Genomic DNA, 21,254 nt, shown 5'->3' with positions numbered 1-21,254 from the left:
TTCTCTTTCTTTTATTTTTTATTTAATTACAATTTTTTGAATATGACTACTGGTTGAATTTTGAAGTTTCAGCATATAAATTCCAGTTGTCAAACTTGCCACGTCCAAAACCGTATGACCATTCGCCTGGATTTCTCGGCTCATCATCAATCTTCCTTCCATATTAAAAACCGATGCTTTGTAGGCCTCTACAGTGTTTGGATTTGAGAATTGAATATGTAACTGGTCTTTTGCCGGAACTGGCCAAATACTCAAATTTTCAAAGGCCTCTTCCCCTACAGACAAATTATTATAGAGAGCATTGACGCCCTCCAAATCCAATTGGTAATTATATAACCTAAAGTCATCTACAATCCCTTCAAAATAAATTCCATCTTCTGAATTGACTCCTATGTAATTGATAAATGGTTTGATATCCATTGGACTTATTGTAATGAGTGCTGATTCGGCCTCCAATTCTCCATTAATATAAATTGCAGCCCCTTCTGCACCTAAGGTAACAACCAAATGCGCCCAAGTTCCGGCAGGTAATGCCGGAGCACTGATAGATTGTTCTGTACCATTTTGTATAATGGTGAATTGGGTTTGTCCAGAAATGGATGGAGACACATAAAAATAATCATCCTCCCCTGCACTGAATTCAAACAGGTGCTGCCCTAAATTGAATCCAACCCAATTAACCCAAGCGGCTATGGATATTTCTTCATGATTGGCAATATCTGGAGACAATTGGACAAAATCTCCAGAACCATTAAGCGATATGGCTTCTGTTTCCATATACCCATCTACAAATGTGCAACCGTAAGTAGCGGCATGGTTAAGATTAAGGCTACTATCCTGAGTATCGCCTTCAAAATTGAGGTGACACACCAAATCGTTTCCTCCCATATTGGCAGCCGAAACCTCATCCGAAGCTTCAGATTGATTTAGAGAAGTGTCAATGGCCTTAATTTTATAGAAATACTGAATCCCTGATTGTACCGTATTATCTACAAAATTATTTGCCATTACGTTTCTGGCAATGGTATGATAATCGCCTCCAGAAACCTCGGATCTCAAAATAGTATACCCAGACACATCGGAAGATGAACTTGCGGTCCAACCTAACGAAATGGAAGTAGCATTAGCCGTGATAGTGAAATTACTCGGTACGCTGGGCGCTTCAAATTCAATGGGAGCATCTATTGGCAAAAAACGCCATTGTTGTGCATCATCTTCGGTTTTCTCCCATTGTTCCACATTACCGGCATCATTCACCTGAACACAATAGGAACTTTCTCGAGAACGAATATAGAACCATCCTTCCCCGGCATAATCCAAATACCATTGCTGATTGCCATAATATCCGATATCCCAGAGGTTAATATTCCCTCCATTATCCAATGAAAATCCATAAAGATCCATGTACCTATTAGTACTGGACAAAGGTTTGATTCGATAATAACTAAAATCTCCTCCAATTTCAGGATCTACCGGGGTTACATCCCAATGTTGATTTGAGGTACCCGAATAGGATGCTTCTTGAATATTTGATCCATTGGAATTTCCTACAACTTCCATCACTTGTCCAGTGGCTCTATTCACTAGTTTATATTGTCCATTGATATAAGGCTGAATATCCTCACCTGAAGTAATGTTCAAAACTCTTTCGGCATTGGATTGCCCTTGCTGATAGCCTGTTCCCCCGGGCATCTCCAAATTGAACATACGACAAGGTCCTTGACCATCATAAAACACAGCTCGCTCCTTGGAAATAAAATTATAAGTCGTGGTAAAGGCCTGCCTTTCAGAAGTACCTCCAAACCCTTTTACACTTCCATCAGGCAATCTATATACAGCGGCTGCCGTCCAATTAGGTCTATGCTCGGCATAGCCAATGCGTTCTCCATCAAAAGCCTTTACCATTTCACCTCTAGCCAAATCTGCAGCACCCCACCAAATACCTGTTTCCATTCCATATTCATAACCTACCAACCCTTCTACAACGTTATGCAATTCGTCATCGGTTGCGTGGTCTCCGTTCCCTGAAACCGTTGTAAAAAATTCCGAAAAACTATCAAAGCTACCCGCCAATTGGTGCGTGTTTCCTTCGTTCACTCCCGCTGGCACCATATAGTTATACCAGCTCAAAGCCTCATCGCAGCTTAGAGTGTTACCTCCAGAAAGCCTAATATCATCAAAAAATGTATTTGTGTTTAATAAGTTCGTGATATCGTACATGTCCTGTTGTGTACCCTGTCCCCAACCATAGTCAGGTTCATTAAAAGGGGCAACAGAAATTATGTTATGCCCAGCATCTATAAACGCTTGGGCGGTTGCTTGAATTAATTGTTCCCAATTTTCAGGCACTCCTACATACCAATCATCCACCCATGGATGATCACAGTTCAAAGCCAAATCTGTATTTGGACCTACATAAGTATTGATTAAATACAGCCTCCAATTAAGATCGTCTATCTGCTCTTGTGTTAACCCGACACCATCAATTAAGGGATAAGTAGGTTGAAAAGAAGCCCTAACGACATCTATCTGGTCCAATCCCATAAACCTGATAGCCCTCCTAAAATTCTGTTCATTTGCCCATGCAAGGTCTGCACCAAATTCTACTGTTTTTGAGATTCCCAGATCGGAAGTATCAAAAATCACATTACGATCGGCAATGGGTTCCGCTTGAATATTATCGCTTGTACTTGCCGTTTGCGCATAACCCAAACCAAAAAAATTCACTGATAAAAATAAACCTGAAAATATTCGTAAAGCTAATTTCATAATCGTTTTTTTTTTAATTTACTTGAAATGTATTCATCGAATGCGGAAGTAATGTGGCATTTAAAAAACGTCCTCCTATTTCTACAGTGACCTCCTTATTTACCTCATTAAAATTCCCTGCAAACACCACCTTTCCTTGTTCTGGAGTTTCAATAATCATTATTGGTAATTTATCATCCTTACCTTCTTTAGCTGAAATGATTTTACTTCCCGGAGATATATAATGTGAATAATGCTTCACAGCATAATACTCGGGGGTATAGGTAGCTGTTTTGGTTTTGGAATCTACACGAATCAACGCATTTTGCTTCCAGCCCCAACCGCTCACGCCATCATCGGCTAAAATGGCATTCCAAAAGGTGTATTCTTCACATCCATTTCCCAAATAATGATTGATTAAATTGAATGTGTGCTCGGCAGCTCCCCAATCAAAAGACCCCCAACCACATTCACTTTCGGTCTGCACATATTTATAATCGGGGTATTTCTCTCTAAGCTTCGGCATTATTTGACCACCTTCCCATTGAAAGCCCAAACCTTTAATGGTTTCAGGCATGCGAGGATCTGAAAGGACCTCATCAATCACCTCAAAATGGTTTGTGTTAATGGTCCCCAAGTAAATCTCGACCTCCCGATGCTGCTCTTTAAGTGCAGGAGCTAAGTATTCTGCATTAAAACGAATAATTCCCTCAGGCGTCCAAGCACATCCGGGATAAGGCGTGTAACTCCAAGCCTCATTTTGAAACATAACCATATTAATTGGAATACCTTCTTCCTGATAAGCCGAAATAAATTTGCAGAAGTAATTGGCGTAGGTGCTTAGGTACCTTGGATCCTGAATGAAATAATCGTTGACGGCCAATTTCTTTGGAAACAGGTTATCATAAGTAGTTTCCTGACCTTCAAAAAGCAATGCATCCAATTTGGGATCCAATTCATTAAATTCTGAATTGCTCACTACCGAATAGTAATGGTTAATTTTCATCCATGAAGGCGGTGACCAAGGAGATATCCAAAATGTAAGGTCTGGATTGAATTCTTGTGCCGCCTTGATAAACGGAATCAAAGTTGTTTTATCCCTATCTATATTGAAATACTGAAGTTGAAAATCGCCACTCACCTCATCACAGCTATACCAATCCCTGGCATAGTCATTGGCATTCATGGAAAAGCGCCCCATGGTAAATTTCAAATCATCATTCGGACCAAACAATTGGCTCAAAATGGTTTTCTGTTTTTGTTCTGTCAACAAATTCAATGCATCCCAACCTCGTTCATTAAAACAAGTTCCCCATGCTTTAAAAGTTGTGATACTATCTTCCTCAACCGACTTTAATTGCGGAGCATTTTGTGCCTTTTTATCAAGTTTCACCCTTGTTTCTTTCCAAATAGCTCCCTCTGTACTAGAAGTCCAGGTTACCTTCTGTCCATAGACATAAATATTCATCAGAAGCACACATGAAGTACTAAAAACCTTGAAATGTTTAAGTTTAAAAATATTAAGTATCATTTCTCTCAGTTAAAATCATCAGTCTCATTAAAGCTGACATTTTGATTAAAAAAATGCGCAAACTAATGAGCTAGAATGCGCATTTAAACAACCAACCTTAATTATTATTTAACAAACAATTGCACATCATCAAAACCTGCCCAGCCATCTCCACCATCACTGGAATCTGTATCAATTTCAATACCCAACCTAGCGCCATCTGCTTCGGCCGGCGCCACAGTGGTAAATTCTATAAAATTCCACTCACTTGAAACAAGACTAAATGCCTGGGTTTCCATTGAGGTTCTTACTCCATCGCCATTATTGTAATAAAGAGTAACCGTGAAATTAGGAGTGTTCCAAACGTCAAATGCTTTCATATTTATTTTGAATTCCTCTTCAGCAGCAATAAAATGATCCGTCAACTTAAAAGGTGTTGTGTCTCCCGTAAATATCACCCCTGCATAATCATTATCATCTGCAGGCATCCACCAACCGCCTTCTTCAACACCCGAATCAACAGTAGCGGCATCACTACTCCATCCAGGCACATCGGCCCAATTCACCACTCGACCCGTTCCAGGCAAGCTGAAATCTGCATTTTCTAAGGCTATTGGCTCAAAGACTGATACACCTACAGCTACATTCATAGTTATTGAGGAAGGAACAGAGCCTTCTATTCCTGACACTGTTAAAGTAACGCTATATTCACCTGGCTCAGCATAGGTATGAACTGTATTTTCTTCATTTGAAGTTGCTCCATCTCCAAAATCCCATTCAGAAGACACTGCCAATTCCGAAGCGTTGGTAAATGATACCGTTAAATCTTCTACTTCAAAAGTAAAATTGGCAATAGGATTAATTTGAACTACAGAAATGGTTTTAGAAGCTATGGCCGGATCTGCACCAACTTCTCCTGTAGCCGTAAGAGTCACTGTATAATCGCCTACTTCCGCGTAAATATGAGTTGGATTTACCTCATTTGAGCTTGCTCCATCTCCAAAATCCCATTCCAAAGACACCGCGTAATTGGTAGCACTCGTAAATGCCACTTCCAAATCATTAGCTTCGTAACTAAAATCTGCTTCAGGTTGGTACACTGACTGCTCATCATCACTACAGGATACTATCAATAGGCTCATTACCCCCAATACCCCAAGTAGTTTTATGTGTTTTAATATTTGTTTCATCATGTTTTCTTTATTAATTGGTTTCTACAACTGTACAAATGACAAGTTATTCCAAGTCAAATCATAGGGCTGATTAGATCCACTTTTTATCACGATATAAAAAGTCTCTGCCATATCAAAAGTGTAAATCCCATCTATAGGATATTCACCTCCGGCATTGGCTTGGCCCAAATCGTATGTTCCAGGATCCGTTGGACTGCCATTCCATGTACTATACACTACCTGATATGGAATTCCCGGAGCAAAATCCTGACCTTCCTGAGGCTGTGCCGTACTGAAAATAAGTTCAGACCAAGTTTCATCGATTACAGAGTTTACAGTGATGGAGCCACTTAACTGATAGCTTCCTGGCTCTACTGTAACTTCTTGATAAATATGGGATCCTGCCCAACCTCCAATCCCTTGGAAATTGATAGCCGTTTCGGTCAATCCGTCCATGATATCCACCGAAACTCCTGGTGCTACTTCCTGAACCGTCCAGTTGGCCATATCAATAAGGCCCGTATCCACTACTTTTTTAAAGGATAATTCATTCCATGTTAAATCATAGGGTTGATTGGAACCACTTTTTATGACGATATAAAAGGTCTCTGGTGCATCGAAAGTATACAGTCCATCAACAGGATATTCCCCTCCTGCATTTGCCTCAGCCAAATCATAAGTCCCAGGTTCTGTTGGGCTACCATTCCAGGTACTATAAACCACTTGATAAGGAATTCCCGGCACAAAGTCTTGCCCTGGCTGAGGTTGTTGGTCACTAAAAATCAACTCTGACCAAGTTTCGTCAATAACAGAATTAACGGTAATGGAGCCACTTAACAGATAGGTACCTGCCTCTACCGTCACCTCTTGATAAATATGAGATCCGGCCCAACCTCCTACACCTTGGAAATTAATGGAATTTGAACTGATACTAACCGTTACGCCTGGCGACACTTCTTGCACCGTCCAATTAGCCATATCTATCAGACCGGCGTCAAAAGGACTTCCTCCCGCATAAACTGTTTCTGAAACGACCGCTGGGGTAGTTCCCTGAAATCCAGTAACTGTTAAAGTTACTGTATAAGGACCTTCTGCAGCATAGGTATGGCCTGGGTTTGCTTCGGTTGAAGATTGTCCGTCTCCAAAATCCCAAGAAAAACCGGTAGCATAAGTGGTATTGCTAGTAAAACTAAACTCTAAAGGGTTATCAATATTTGTTGAATAACTAAACGTCGCTGTAGGATCCAGTATTTCAAGTGTAATGGTCTCCTCAAATACAGCTGGAGTAGACCCTTCCTGCCCATAAGCTGTTAATGTTACGGTATATGTTCCTGCTTCCACATATGTGTGGGTTGGATGGTAAATAGTTTCCGAAGTACCATCACCAAAATCCCATTGAATCGATTTTCTATCAGTAACAACACTGGTAAACTTAACCTCCAACGGATTGTTGGTACTAACCACATAAGTGAACTCTGCTTTCGGATTGATGACATTAAGGGCTTCGTCATCTTCATCACAAGCATAAAAGAGCACAAGAAGCAAGGGCATCAATAGCAATCTATATCTAAATAAATATTTCATCTCTTTTCTTTTATTAGTTGAAAAACAAGTTAATCTTCATTACTCCGAAGGAGCTGAATTGGCAGAGGTAGACCACCCTGGATTTTGATAAATCGGAGAACTCGAACCTCCCGTTATAAGAAAATGCTCTGCCGCTATAGGGTTTAAGTAATGCGCCATAGTCCATCTATAACCATCATACACTAATTCATTCCCAGTTTTTTCATAAGGTCTCAAATAATCACTCAACGATGGAGAAGACACGCGAGCCGAAGGCGTTCCATAAGTTAAACTAGAAGCGCTATACCAATCCTGCATTGGCCCCCAAAGTTTAAAGCCTTCAATATGGTATGGTTCATCAATCATTTGATCCATAGCTCTCCAACGCTTTAAATCCATCCAACGAAGTCCTTCAGCCATCAATTCACATCGTCTTTCCCGTCTGATATTGTAAAGCGTAGGATCTATCAATTGTCCTGCAGAATAAGCCCCCCAATCATTTTGGGCTTCCAAACTCATTTGTGTATTTGCAATGGTTACTTGATAATCGGTATTTACTCCTGCACGACTTCTAATAGCCATCCAGTAAGAACTTGCCGTACCATCTAAGCTTCCATTCTTTTCATAGCAAGCTTCAATATAATTCAGGTAAGCCTCTGTCGCTCTAAACACAATAGCCCCAGTATATCCACCACCATTGGCACATTGGGCTGCATCATAATTCAAGCCCTTTCGGATAGCATAGCCCGTACTATAACCTTGTTCAAGATTGGTATTGGTAATGTTAGGGATTGGCTCTATTGGTGTAGCATGGGTTCCTACAGTAGATTCATATAAAACATTTACTTGATCTGGTTCTTTTAAAAACAACCATAGTCTGCCATCTCTATTTTGTCTTACATCTGAAACATAATCATCTCCTTGGTAATTGGATGCCGCATAGATAGGCAATCCATCCTCCATAACAAAACTCTCCACCAAACCTCTGGTTAAACCCACCCCATTATTACCCAATTGGGCATACACAGGTACGTTATGTGTTATCCCGAGTCCTCCATCATAACGTCTCCATAACAACACCTCATTAAAACCAGACATATCCACAGCACTAAACATATCAAAGTATGGATTGTTGGCATCACTAACCGATTGCTGAAGCACACCATTATTTGGCGTTAGTCCATAATTATTTGCCACGGCTGCAGAGGCTTCCATAGATTGATCAAACAACCAATCGATTTCCCCCTCAATACTGCCTGCTTGAAATTGGTAGCCTGGATTGTAATCTGCTCCAGGCCATCCTGGTCCGTTTGGCACAAAGGCCGTATTGTTGAAATATTTCAACCAAGTAGCCTCATACAACGCCACTCTGGATTTCAGCAATTGAGCACAAGCTTTGTTAATTCTGTTTTTAGCCCCATCAGGTGAACCGGCCGCCAACAAATTGATTGCTTCATCAAGGTCCGAAAGGATAAACCTTACCACTTCTGTTCTTGGCGCTCTATTACTAGCTTCCGTTAAAGTTTCCCAATCATCTGGAAGGGTAGTTTCTACTATAGGAAAATCACCAAGCGCCTGTACTCTTTTAAAGTATTCATAGGCTCTGAAGAAATAAATCTCTCCTATATAATGGTCTACATTTTGAGGGCTTCCCGTAATTTCACCTGCTTCCCAGCGTGGGATTACGGTTTCTAGGAAATAGTTGCATTGACGTATATTCCAAAAATCCCAATCCCCACCAGATTGACCTACACGCCATTGTCCTGGCGCATATTTATTGTCATAACCAAAGGTGGCCATATTATCGGTATGGACATCTATACCAAAGGTTCCAAAAGACCATTGTCCGTGTGTAGGCAAGGTTCCATATCGTTCAATTGCATAGGAAGCAAGCTCTGCTTCATCCCATAAGTATTGGTCTGGCGTGATTTCTGAAAGAGGTTCTCTATCCAGGAAATCGTCTTCACAGGAAGTGAAGAAAAATGTACCTGCCAAAATAAATACTGCTATTATTTTATAGTGTGTTTTCATTTCTTGTCGATTTTAAAAATTAATGCTTAAACCATAAGAAATGGTTCTGTACAACGGATAGTTGTTTCCTGTCCATTTGGTTCCAATTGTTTCTGGATCAAAAATCCCGGTCATTTTGGTCCATGTCCAAAGGTTTTCACCAGATATGTAAAAACGCATTTTTTGCAATCCGAGTTTATCAATTACTTCATTTGGCAAACTATATCCAAACTGAAGGTTCTTTAGGCGCACATAAGAAGCATCTTGTAAATAGCCTGTTTGCGCATGATGGTTTTTGTTATTTCCAAATAGAGGACGTGGATAATAGGAGTCCAAATTTTGACCTAGTGGGTGATTAGGATCTGCACGATAGTAATCTTTATGCTCTTCCAAACCGGTAGACCACCAAACACCCCAGTCCCAGGCACCCCAGAAATAGTAACTGTTTACATAATAGTCCCGCTTTAGGACTCCTTGGAAAAAGGCTCTGAAATCGAATCCTTTATAATCCAAATTGATATCTACAGACATAGGGAAACGCGCTGTATTATTACCTATAACCTTAAGGTCTCCATGATCCCCTTCCGTATAAGCTCCCGAGTCTATTCTTCCATCACCGTTCAAGTCACGGTACATGATATCCCCTTGATCCCATTGGCTACCCAAAGCATCTTGGCCTCCATTTGGGAGTGAAGCCAAGTGCGCTTCCATTTCTCCAGCATATCTTGCAATACCAACTGTTTCATATCCCCAAATTTCACCCAACATGCGTCCTTCCACATACGTATCTAAATTTCCTGTAGGGTTAGGATAGCGTGTAATTTTGGTTTGCGAATCTGATAATAGGAAATCAACACTATAGCCTAAGCCATTATCAAAGCGATCTCTCCAGCTTAAGGCTAATTCAAATCCGTACGTTTTTAAATCGGTATTATTAACACTTGGTACAAAAGCTCCCAATACAACAGGCAACTCCGGTGCTGGACCTACCATATCTAGGGTATAACGATTGTAATAATCAAAAGAAGCAGAAAGTCTGTTATTGAACAATGCTAAATCCAAACCAACGTTCCAACTCTTGATACGCTCCCAAGTCAATGTTTCACTCACCAGGCCTGGTGCTGAACTTGTATTTGGCTGTGCTCCATTTACCAACCAGCCTCCATTGGATGTTCCAACTGGCATCGTTTGGTAGGTAGGGTACAAATTACTGGTATTTTGATTTCCCAATTCACCATAGGACCCTCTAAATTTAAAAGTCCCTACTACATCGGTCAATGGCTCCCAAAAAGGCTCTTTTGCCACATTCCATCCTGCAGAAACAGAAGGGAACCAGTTCCAACGCTTGTCTGATCGGAATCTCGAGGTTCCATCATAACGTAAATTCCCTTCAATTAAATAACGTTCTTTATAATTGTAATTTAGACGTCCAAAAACACCCTCAGTAGCCCAGTGGTTATAATCTCCGGCAACCCCTGGAGGAACAATTTCACCATTAAAATCGGTTCCTGAAGTGGTATTGATTGTTGGCAAAGATGCTACAATTATCCCATCTCTTTCCGCTGATAAAAAGCGTGTTTTGTTCAACTCAGATTGATATCCAAACAACACCTTGAAATTATGGCCTTCTCCTACTTCCCTTTCATATTCCGTAATAAGACTAGTATTAAGGTAGTTTTCCTTAAAACCCTGCTCGTGTACCTGACTAAAATTACCATATGGTACAGGATTACCATCTACATCGTGGTTATAAGTTTTTTGAGTATCCCAATGACGGAACTCATTTCTTGTTCGATAGTTTAAAGTACCTGTAACAGTCCAATCCTTAACAGGTTCCAAAATCACCTGCCCTTGCTGGTATAACCAATCATTTTGGGTTTTATCTTCTCCGCCATCTCTTAATCCTAAAGCTGGTGATGGAGATGATAGTAGGTATCCATTTGGATCATAAACCGGGAGCATTGGCCATCCCTGCCTTGCAAGGGTTTCAAACAATCCATCTGTTAAGGCTGAAGGTCTTTTAAAATCTTCACGGATAAAACGGTTACTCACGCTTACCGAAGCCCAGTCTGACAACTTTGCTTTGATATTGGCAGTTGTGGTATATCTTTTAAAGGTATCTGTATTAAATTCCATAAGACCATCCTGTCCCAAAAAATTTCCAGAACCATAGTATTGAATATTTTCACTACCTCCACTTACACTAACATTATGCTCCTTTGAAAAAGAGTGGTCTTTATAAATCACATCATACCAATCGTTATTGGCCTGACCAAAACCATAGCCATCTGCCCAATATTGAGGATTACTTGGATTTTGAACGATTTCATCATTGGTCAATCCATTTTGGTAATTAAGAATGGCCTGTAATCTTTCATCGGTAAAAAATGGTGCCTGACCACCGTTAATATTAGCATCATTAAAATAGAGAGCAAACGTGTATGAATCCATCATTTCAGGAACATTGATTGGCGTATTCCAACGGAAATTGTTGTTATACGATACACTTAACTTTCCTTCCCTACCTCTTTTTGTAGTCACCAAGATTACCCCAAAAGGCGCTCTTGATCCATAAATAGATGAAGCCGCGGCATCCTTTAACACCGATATGTTTTCGATATCTTGAGGGTTTAAAGCGTTAAGATCTCCCTCCATACCATCTATCAAAACCAAAGGTGCTCCTGTAGAGCCTTGCCCAATGGTAGCCGTACCACGAATATTTATAGTTGGACTTTCATTCAAGGCCCCTCCTGTTTGGGCAATATTCAATCCGGCAGCCGTACCCTGAAGCATTTGGGTTGCATTTTGAACTGGCCTAGATTCCAATTTTTCTGAATCAACAACCCCCACTGCTCCAGTTAAATTTTCCTTTTTCTGAGTACCATATCCAACTACAACGATTTCGCTAAGAGATGCGACATCAGTAAGCATGACCACGTCAATTTTTGTTTTGGCACCTACCTTAACCTCCTGAGTTTTCATACCGATATAAGAAAACTGTAGCACATCACCTTCTGAAATATCAGCAATAGAATAGTCTCCATTAAAATCGGTAGTCACTCCGTTGGTAGTACCTTTAACGATAATATTTACACCTGGTAAAGGCATACTCTGTTCATCTACCACATTCCCCGTGATAGTTTTTTGTTGCGCCGATGCCAATAGTCCACAAAAGAGCATCAACACCAAAATCATTTTTGATTTGCTTGTTTTTAATTTCGTTTCAAAACAAGGGCTCAAACCATTAAAACAACGTTTTTCATTCATAATGTTAGTAAGTCTTAGAATTAGTAAATTGTTATTTATTTAAATATGAACACATTTACATTTAAAAAAATGTGCATTTATCATTATGCTAATGTATTTTTTATGAATTAATCAAATAATCTATATTTCATCAAAATGCGTCTCATTCTCACTCCCCCTCTTCAAGTCACTCTATTTCAGTTATTTTACTATCAGCCATACATGGTCATAAATTCCAATTTTCACATCTTTTGAACTAGTTTTCTCAATGGATTGCGACACCTTAACTGCAATCACATTTTCGTCCTCATAGTCCAGATATGATTTCAATTGAAATGAATGGGATTTGCCAGAGGATTCATTTACTTGAACACCATTAATAAAAATATCGGCCCCCTTGCTTATACCTTCAAATTCAATAATCACATCCTTGCCAATCCAATTTTCAGGCATTTTAAAGTGTTTCCTATACCAACCTACAATCTCAGTGTTCCCACTCCCCTTCTTAAATAAGGAACCAGCTTCCATAGTCCAAACATGCGGCAAGTCAATACTTTCCCACCCCTGATCACTAAAGTCAATACCAGAAGCAAACTTGTTATACCCGAAACTGAACTTCCAATTAAGATCAAACAACTGCTTTTTACTTGTTGTTTCTTGACTGTTGTTACAGTTGAAACAAATAACAAGCAAGAGCATAAATGATATTTTAAAAACTACTTTACACGACATTTCTAGAGGTAAAATCAATGGATGAAAACAATCCAAAATGTTATAAATGAAACGCAATATCAAGAGGTAAAAACTCCTTGCATAAAGCTAGCGAGATGGTCCTGACGACATGCTATAGAGACTCGTCATTCAGCCATCAGAAATCGGTCAACCCAAGAATCTGTAAGAAATTGAAGAAGGAGCTTATGAGATTTTAGTTATTTTTACGGGGGAGCAAACAACATAAAAGTTTTATGACACTATTCAAAAGGCAACTACTCTTAATCATACTTTCTTTATTAGGATTCACTGCAATTGCCCAGGTCACAGAAATTAAAAAAATTGGAATTGAAGAAGGCTTATCAAACAGTAATGTCATTGGTATTACTCAGGACAATGAGGGTTTTATATGGATATGCACTAAAGATGGCCTTAACCGATTTGACGCCAACACCTTTAAGGTATTTAAAGCGAATGAATCCGATCCCAATACCATTTGCAGCAATGTTTTAAATTATGTGTATGCCGATAAATTTGACGATGTGGTTTGGATTGCTTCCGAGAAAAATGGTGTGGATGCCTATAATTACAAAACGCATGTTTTCACTCATTATGAACATGATTATGTAAACCCAAACACCAACGACCTGAGTTCTAATGGAATTACAGATATTGATGGCGATAAAAACGGAAATTTGTGGTTTGCCAATTATGATGCTGGAATAGATGTTTTGGACAGGACATCCAATACATTCACAAATTTTAATATTTCAAACACTCCCGGTTTAGGTTCCAACTATAACTGGAGCGTGCTTTACGATACTGATGAAAAAATTTATGTGGGCCATGTAAGGGAAGGGTTTAGTATAATCAACTCAAAAACCAATACAGCCATCAATTACAGGCATAAAACAGGCGATCCGTCCTCCTTGGCAGATAATACGGTAACCAGTATTTTAAAAGATTCAAAAGGTAGGATCTGGCTAGGCACCCATAATGGTCTGACCCTTTTCAACCCTATTAGTGAGCGCATGGTCACTTTTAGGAACGACCCCAAAAAGCCCACTTCCCTATCCAACAACTTTATTCAAAAAATGTTTGAATCCTTTGACCATAAACTCTACATAGGTACAGAGGAAGGAGGCTTAAACATATTGGACTTAACCGATTTAAATGCCAATAATGATGTATCCTCAGTAGTTTTCCAACACATTACGTCAAATGAAACTCCAAGTGGCTTAGTTAGTCCCTCTGTACACGCAGTATTTCAAGATTCCTTTGGAAATATCTGGGCTGGTGGACTTGGTGGTGGTGTCAACTTTATCCCCAGTACTCCAAGCAATTTTAACAAAATAAAATATTTGCCCTATATTGGCAACACCAACAGCCTTAATGACAAACCAGTACATAGTATATGCGTAGACAAGAACAACCATGTTTGGATTGCCAATGGCGTGGGAGGTATTGCCCTTTATGATAACGGCACCAAAATCAAGCAAATTGACAACATCCCAAACATTCCATACCAACAATCTTTCCGGAGTCTCGCAACCTCTAAACAAAATGGCATTTGGATAGGTACCTCTAAAGGAGACATTTTTTATTATGACATAGAAAAGGAAACCTTTTATGTAATGGATGCTTTTTCCGATCTCAAAAACAATGCTGTTTACAACCTATTTGAGGATTCTAAAGGTAATTTATGGATTGCCACAGATATCGGGCTGTGGGTTTACAATCCTCACTCAATGGAATGCAAAGCATACACATTCCAAAACTCTAGCCTACCGGATAATATTATTAGAGCAATTACAGAGGATGAAGATGGCAATCTATGGGTAGGGACCTATATAGGAGGCCTTTCCGTTTTTGATCCGGATTTCAAACTCATAAAGAATTATGGCAAGACTTATAATTTCAATAGAATTAACCACATATACAAAGACCCCAACAACAGGATATGGATAGGCAGTGAAAACGATCTTTTTTTAATTAAAGATAAAGCCCGGGATTCTGTATTAAGAGTTGGTGAAATGTCCGGACTCAAAGAGTCCAATATTCGAGCCATTTCCAAAGGCGCCACCGATGAAGAAATTTGGCTGAGCACCATTAATGGTATTAGCAAAATTGACTTAAACACGATGCACATCAGTAATTTTGATATTAGTGACGGTATTGTTCCTGGAGACTATTTAAATGCTGCCGTAGCCAAAACTTCCGATGGTAAAATATATTTTGGATCCCAAGATGGCATTACGTGGTTTGACCAAAACATGCAGCAATTAACCACGCCTACTGCCAATGCTTCCATCACCAAATTTTCGGTATCCAGCAACAAAAACTATTTAAATGAATTCTCCGACATCCCCTTCGATAATGGTATTGAATTAAATCACAATCAAAATTCCATTCAAATTACTTTTAATGTCCTGGATTATTCCCTTTCAAACAAAGTAGAATTTGCCTATCAAATGAAAGGGCTCAATGACAATTGGTTTTTGGATGACGACAAAGATGTCACCTTCCGAAATCTAAAACCCGGCAATTACACCTTCAACCTAAAAACTAGAATTCAAAATAATGCGTGGTCTGAGGAAACAAAACCCCTAACCATAAAAATAACCCCTCCTATCTGGCTGACTTGGTGGATGAAATTGATTTATTCCATTATCATCTTGACCATGTTCTATTTCGCTCTGAAATTCTATAAAAAGAAGCTTAAGATTGAAAACGATCTACTTTTGGAAAAAAAGAGCCGCCAGCAAGAGCAGGATTTAAATGAAGAAAAGCTAAGATTCTTCACCAATATTACCCATGAACTGCGCAGCCCAATGACCTTAATTTTGGGACCTTTGGAAGACCTCATTTCTGAAGGATCGTTTACCCCAGAACAATCCAAGAAACTGCACATGATTCAGCGCATTTCAAGCAGATTGTTGCGCATAGTGAACCAAATATTGGAATTTCGAAAGTCTGAAAACAAAAGCCGCAAACTGAGTGTTATAAAAGATGACCTTGCCAAATATGTCTACGAAATAGGCGACAAATATAAAGAACGGGCCAAGAGCAATGGTATTGACTACAGCATTATCATACCGGAAGATAAAACAGAGATCTTTTTTGATCCTGATGTGGTTGCCATTATCACCGACAACCTCTTGTCCAATGCTTTCAAATACACACGTGAAGGCTCCATAACTCTAGAATTAAGACAATGTCTTGAAGACAATATAGAATATACCAAAATCATCGTCTCCGATACAGGGTATGGGATTTCCGACGACAATTTACCATACATCTTTGACCGCTATTTTCAAGCCAAAAACACCTCTCACCCAGTAAAAGGGACAGGAATAGGCCTTGCGCTTGTTAAAAATATGGTTGAACTCCATGAAGCTGAAATTACCGTAGATAGCGAGCTAAACAAAGGAACCGAGTTTAAAGTAAAATTCCTTACCAATAACAGCTATCCCGAAGCGGTTCATTACTATCCGGAGGAAAACCAGATAGAAGAAATGGAAGAAAACTCTAAAAACGTGATTTTGGTCGTAGATGATGACCCTGAAATAGTGGACTATATTTCCGATTCGCTGGGCGATATTTACAATGTGGTCTCTGCCGAAAATGGCAAGGCTGGTTTTGATATGGCCTCAAAGGAAATTCCTGATATTATTATTAGTGATATCATGATGCCAATCATGAATGGTTTGGAAATGTGCAAACAATTAAAACAGGATGTGCGCACCAGCCATATTCCAATCGTTCTTTTAACGGCAAAAGGCTCTCTACATGACCAAAAAGTTGGGTATGATATGGGAATTGATTCTTATTTAACTAAGCCTTTTAGCAGCAACCTTTTAAAAAGTAGACTAAAAAATATTCTTGATATAAGACAGAAACACTCCTTGTCCAATTCATCGGAATTCAAACAAAAACAGGAGCTTTTAAATGAATCTATTGGGGAGCTTGACAAAGAATTTTTAAAAAAACTAACCGATGTTATTGAAGAAAACCTAGAGGACGAGAAAATGAACATCTCCTATGTGGCGGCGCAACTAAACATGAGTCACTCTACCCTTTACAGAAAAATAAAAGCTCTAACCAACCTAACGGCTAATGAATTTATTAGAAAAGTGCGTATCAATTATGCCGAACAGCTTTTAATTACAGGTCAATACAATATTTCAGAAATCATGTACCAAGTAGGCATTAACAGTAGTAGTTATTTTAGGCAATGTTTCAAAGAAGAGTTTGGAGTAAACCCTAGTGATTATCTTCAAAAATTAAAAGAAAGCTAAAACAAGCAAACACCTGAAATAAAACCACATAAGACGCATTCATCACAACTTACAGGATAACTAAAGACGAATTTGGGACTTTTTTCGCCTAGAATGAGGCCGAGTTTTTATTTAATAAATAGGAAATTGCAATCATAAAATTTGATTTCAAAACCTATCATTAAATAATGAAGTTATTCTCATTCCTATTTATTGTAATCATTAGTACCACTAATGCATTTGCTCAGAGTATTGATTTTTTACGCAAACAGAATTTTAATTTTGATTGGAAATTCAATTTAGGGGACACACCAGAGGCATCCCAAACCAATTTTGATGATGCCCATTGGCGAACCTTAAATGTACCTCACGATTGGAGTATTGAAGGCACTGTGGACTCTTCCAACCCTTCTGGTAATGACGGTGGATACTTTCCTACTGGAACAGGATGGTACCGTAAGAGTTTTATGGTTCCAAAGAATTGGAACGAAAAAAAAATAGGCATCTATTTTGAAGGTGTTTATATGAATGCAGAAGTATTTATCAACGGAAAATCTCTTGGTATTCAACCTTACGGCTACACGCCTTTTCAATACGATTTAAGCCCTTATATAAAGGTTGGCCAAAAGAATACCATAGCGGTAAAAGTAGACAACTCCCAACAAAAAAACAGTCGCTGGTATACGGGATCTGGCATTTATCGTAATGTATGGCTAACTGTAACTGAACCAATTCACATTGACCTTTGGGGAGTTAATATCACAACACCAGAAATCACTTCAAAAAAGGCAAAGGCACAAATACAAACTGCTATCAACAATACCTCCAAATCAAAAAGAAAGATTCTGGTACAAACTTCAATTTTTGATGACAATTCAAAAAAAGTAGCCACCAATGAATCTTGGGTAGAAGTTGATGCGGAAAGCAAAAGTGAAATCTCACAACTGATTTCCATAAAAAGACCAGAGCTTTGGAGTCCACAATCACCAAAACTATATACTGCTGAACTTACCCTGTTGGAACTAGGAAAACCTATCGACAGATTTACACTAGATTTCGGAATCAGACACATTGAATTTAGTAGTGAAAAAGGCTTTTTACTAAACGGAACAGAAGTTTTGATAAATGGGGGTTGTGTTCATCATGACAACGGCTGCCTTGGAGCTGCAGCCTATGATCGTGCCGAGGAGAAAAAGGTAGAACTATTGAAAGACAGTGGTTTTAATGCTGTACGAGCAGCACATAACATTCCTTCGGAAGCCTTTTTAAATGCCTGTGATAGATTGGGGCTCTTGGTTATAAACGAAGCCTTTGATGGTTGGAGAGAGAGTAAAACGCCACATGACTATGCAACCTTATTTGATGATTGGTGGCAAAAAGATCTTGAAGCCATGGTGCTTAGAGACCGTAATCATCCGTCCATTATTATGTGGAGCATTGGTAACGAAATTATTGAACGAACCAAACCAGAAGCTGTTGAAACAGCTAGAATGCTAGTCAATGCCATAAAAGACATAGACAATACTAGACCAGTAACCTCAGCAATGACCACATGGGGACAAGGATGGGATGTCTTTGATCCATTAATGGCAGAACATGATGTATGCGGATACAACTATCAATTACATGAAGCTACATCCGATCATGAAAGAGTACCGTCCCGCATAATTCTTCAAACAGAATCTTATCCAAAAGATGCTTTTTTCTGTTGGAATTTGGTTGAAGGCAATCCTTATATTATTGGGGATTTTGTGTGGACCGCCATGGACTATTTAGGAGAATCTGGGATTGGAAGATGGTATTATTCAGGAGATGTTCCGGGAGAGCACTATGACCGTGACCTCTTTCCTTGGCATGGCGCCTACTGTGGGGATATTGATCTTACCGGATGGAGAAAGCCTATTTCCCATTACAGAAGCATGTTGTACAACGAAACCGAAAAACTCTACATGGCGGTTAAGGAACCTGAACAATTACCTATAAAAACCCACGTTACCCTTTGGAGCGTTTGGCCTACTTGGGAAAGCTGGACTTGGCCAGGTCATGAAGGGAAAGACATTGAGGTTGAAGTCTATTCAAAATACCCAAAAGTACAACTTTATCTTAACGATAAGTTGATTGAAGAAAAAGCCGTTGGTAAAGAGACGGAGTTTAAGGCAACATTCAAACTTCCCTATCAAACTGGCACTTTAAAAGCTGTTGGAATTGACAATAATGTTGAAAAGGAATCTGTTTACTTAAAAACCTCAGGAAAAGCATCAAAAATTAAATTATCAGCGGATAGAACTGATATCAGGGCTAACGGAGAAGATTTATCCTATGTGGTTGTTGAAATTACCGATGACACAGGTATCAAATCTCCAAATGCCAATAACCTTTTACATTTTGAAATTGAAGGGCCAGGATCCATTATTGGGGTTTCCAATGCCGATTTTAAGGATACGGATCCTTACAGTTCCAATTCTAGAAAAGCATTTCATGGAAGAGCCTTGGTTATCATTAAAAGTAATCAAAATGAAGGAACCATCAATCTAAAAGTCAGTTCCAAGGACCTAACAGCCTCCTCCATTAAAATTAAAACAAATCACCTAAAATAGAATTAGTTTGTAAGTGTTATCATACTATTACAGGTGTCCCCCGATTTTTAATCGGGGGTTTGTTTTTTTATTTAAGTAATTGTAAAAAGAAACATTAATGTTTCTTGGAATTAGATAAACTGTGATACTGAAAACTGTCTCAGAAATTCCACTTAAAAATTAGAGGTCTAGACCAAATAGATTCTAAAAAGGAATTATCCTTTGCTCAAAAAGTATTCCAATCACAGCAATACAAATCGTATCTTTACAGTCAATATGACTATAAGTCGTATTAAAAACGACACATCCTACATTATCAAATTATTACCTAAGTTTATGAAACGATTATTTTTAGCATTTTTGCTTTGCACACTAGCTTTTACGGCACCTGCGCAAAACCAAAATTACAAGCAAACAACCCAAGAAGGACATTATACCAACCCTATATTTCCTGGTGATTATCCAGACCCTAGTATTTTAAGGGATGGGGATGATTTTTACATGGTGCATTCTTCTTTTGAATACTATCCAGGCCTTTTGATTTGGCACTCAACCGACCTTATCAACTGGGAACCGGTTACCAATGCCTTGAACACTTATGTCGGTTCGGTTTGGGCTCCAGATTTAGTAAAATACGAAGACAAGTATTACATTTATTTCCCGGCAAGCGACACCAACTATGTAATTGTAGCGGACGATATCAAAGGACCATGGAGTACTCCAAAAGAATTAAAAATTACCATGATCGACCCCGGTCATATCACGGATGACCAAGGCAACCGCTACCTCTATTTCAGTAGCGGCAGCTATGTACCAATTTCCAAAGACGGTCTTACCGTGACAGGAGAGCCCAAACATGTGTATGATGGTTGGGAAATTCCACGCGAATGGAGTATTGAATGTTTCTGTATGGAAGGCCCTAAACTCTTTAAACGTGGCGACTATTACTACCTCACCGTTGCCGAAGGTGGTACTGCCGGACCTGCCACTGGGCATATGGTGATTTCCGCACGTTCCAAATCCCCTTTAGGACCATGGGAGAATGCGCCTCACAATCCCATCCTTAGAACGCAATCTGTTGAGGAGCAATGGTGGTCTATGGGGCATGCCACTATTTTTGAAGATGGGCATGACCAATGGTATATGTTGTTCCATGGCTATGAAAAAGGGTTTTACAATATGGGACGCCAAACCATGTTGACACCTATTGAATGGACCAAAGATGGCTGGTACAAAATCCCTGACCATATTGACATTAACAAGGCCATCAAACTACCGAATCTTAAAAACAAACTGAAAAACAACTTCACGTTAAGTGACACCTTCAAAGGTCCAGAACTAGCACCGCAATGGAGTTTCTTTAAAGGATCCGAAACCAACAGGTATCAGTTTACCGACAACAGCCTAAAAGTTAAAGGGAAAGGCAACGGTGTTGCCAATT

The 21,254-nt window shown here is 39.2% G+C and carries 10 protein-coding genes; 3 read left to right on the top strand and 7 right to left on the bottom strand.

Annotated features, from left to right (window positions below):
* Positions 1–18: 18 nt before the first annotated feature.
* The 7 genes from AC6I5C_RS16805 to AC6I5C_RS16775 form a co-directional block, all read right to left on the bottom strand.
* Positions 19–2,769, bottom strand: a complete 2,751-nt coding sequence (locus tag AC6I5C_RS16805) for a LamG-like jellyroll fold domain-containing protein (protein WP_497906165.1) — start codon at positions 2,767–2,769, stop codon at positions 19–21.
* A 13-nt stretch (positions 2,770–2,782) separates the two neighbouring features.
* A complete protein-coding gene (locus AC6I5C_RS16800) occupies positions 2,783–4,279 on the bottom strand; it encodes a glycoside hydrolase family 30 protein (RefSeq protein ID WP_497906164.1) in 1,497 nt (498 codons plus the stop codon).
* Positions 4,280–4,383: 104 nt separating this feature from the next.
* Entirely contained in the window at positions 4,384–5,451 is a 1,068-nt protein-coding gene (locus AC6I5C_RS16795) for a PKD domain-containing protein (RefSeq protein WP_497906163.1), read from the bottom strand.
* A gap of 21 nt (positions 5,452–5,472) precedes the next feature.
* Positions 5,473–7,014, bottom strand: coding sequence for a PKD domain-containing protein (locus tag AC6I5C_RS16790; RefSeq protein ID WP_497906162.1), 1,542 nt, complete (start codon positions 7,012–7,014; stop codon positions 5,473–5,475).
* Between the two features lie 39 nt (positions 7,015–7,053).
* A complete protein-coding gene (locus AC6I5C_RS16785) occupies positions 7,054–9,024 on the bottom strand; it encodes a RagB/SusD family nutrient uptake outer membrane protein (protein WP_497906161.1) in 1,971 nt (656 codons plus the stop codon).
* Positions 9,025–9,036: 12 nt separating this feature from the next.
* Positions 9,037–12,270 (bottom strand): SusC/RagA family TonB-linked outer membrane protein, encoded by a 3,234-nt coding sequence (locus tag AC6I5C_RS16780; protein ID WP_497906160.1) that lies wholly within the window; start codon positions 12,268–12,270, stop codon positions 9,037–9,039.
* A 180-nt stretch (positions 12,271–12,450) separates the two neighbouring features.
* Positions 12,451–12,948, bottom strand: a complete 498-nt coding sequence (locus AC6I5C_RS16775) for a glycosyl hydrolase 2 galactose-binding domain-containing protein (RefSeq protein ID WP_497906159.1) — start codon at positions 12,946–12,948, stop codon at positions 12,451–12,453.
* 266 nt (positions 12,949–13,214) lie between these two features.
* Between AC6I5C_RS16775 and AC6I5C_RS16770 the strand changes: the two genes are divergently transcribed.
* The 3 genes from AC6I5C_RS16770 to AC6I5C_RS16760 form a co-directional block, all read left to right on the top strand.
* The gene (locus AC6I5C_RS16770; RefSeq protein WP_497906158.1) at positions 13,215–17,258 is read left to right on the top strand and encodes a hybrid sensor histidine kinase/response regulator transcription factor; all 4,044 of its coding nucleotides are present in this window, start codon (positions 13,215–13,217) and stop codon (positions 17,256–17,258) included.
* A gap of 167 nt (positions 17,259–17,425) precedes the next feature.
* A complete protein-coding gene (locus AC6I5C_RS16765) occupies positions 17,426–19,834 on the top strand; it encodes a glycoside hydrolase family 2 TIM barrel-domain containing protein (protein WP_497906157.1) in 2,409 nt (802 codons plus the stop codon).
* A 315-nt stretch (positions 19,835–20,149) separates the two neighbouring features.
* On the top strand, positions 20,150–21,254 hold a 1,105-nt coding region (locus AC6I5C_RS16760), incomplete at its 3' end, for a family 43 glycosylhydrolase (protein ID WP_497906156.1).

Source organism: Mangrovimonas sp. sgz306409 (assembly GCF_059735265.1).
Note: the sequence above shows the minus strand (reverse complement) of the source record. Positions and strands in the feature narration are given on the sequence as shown.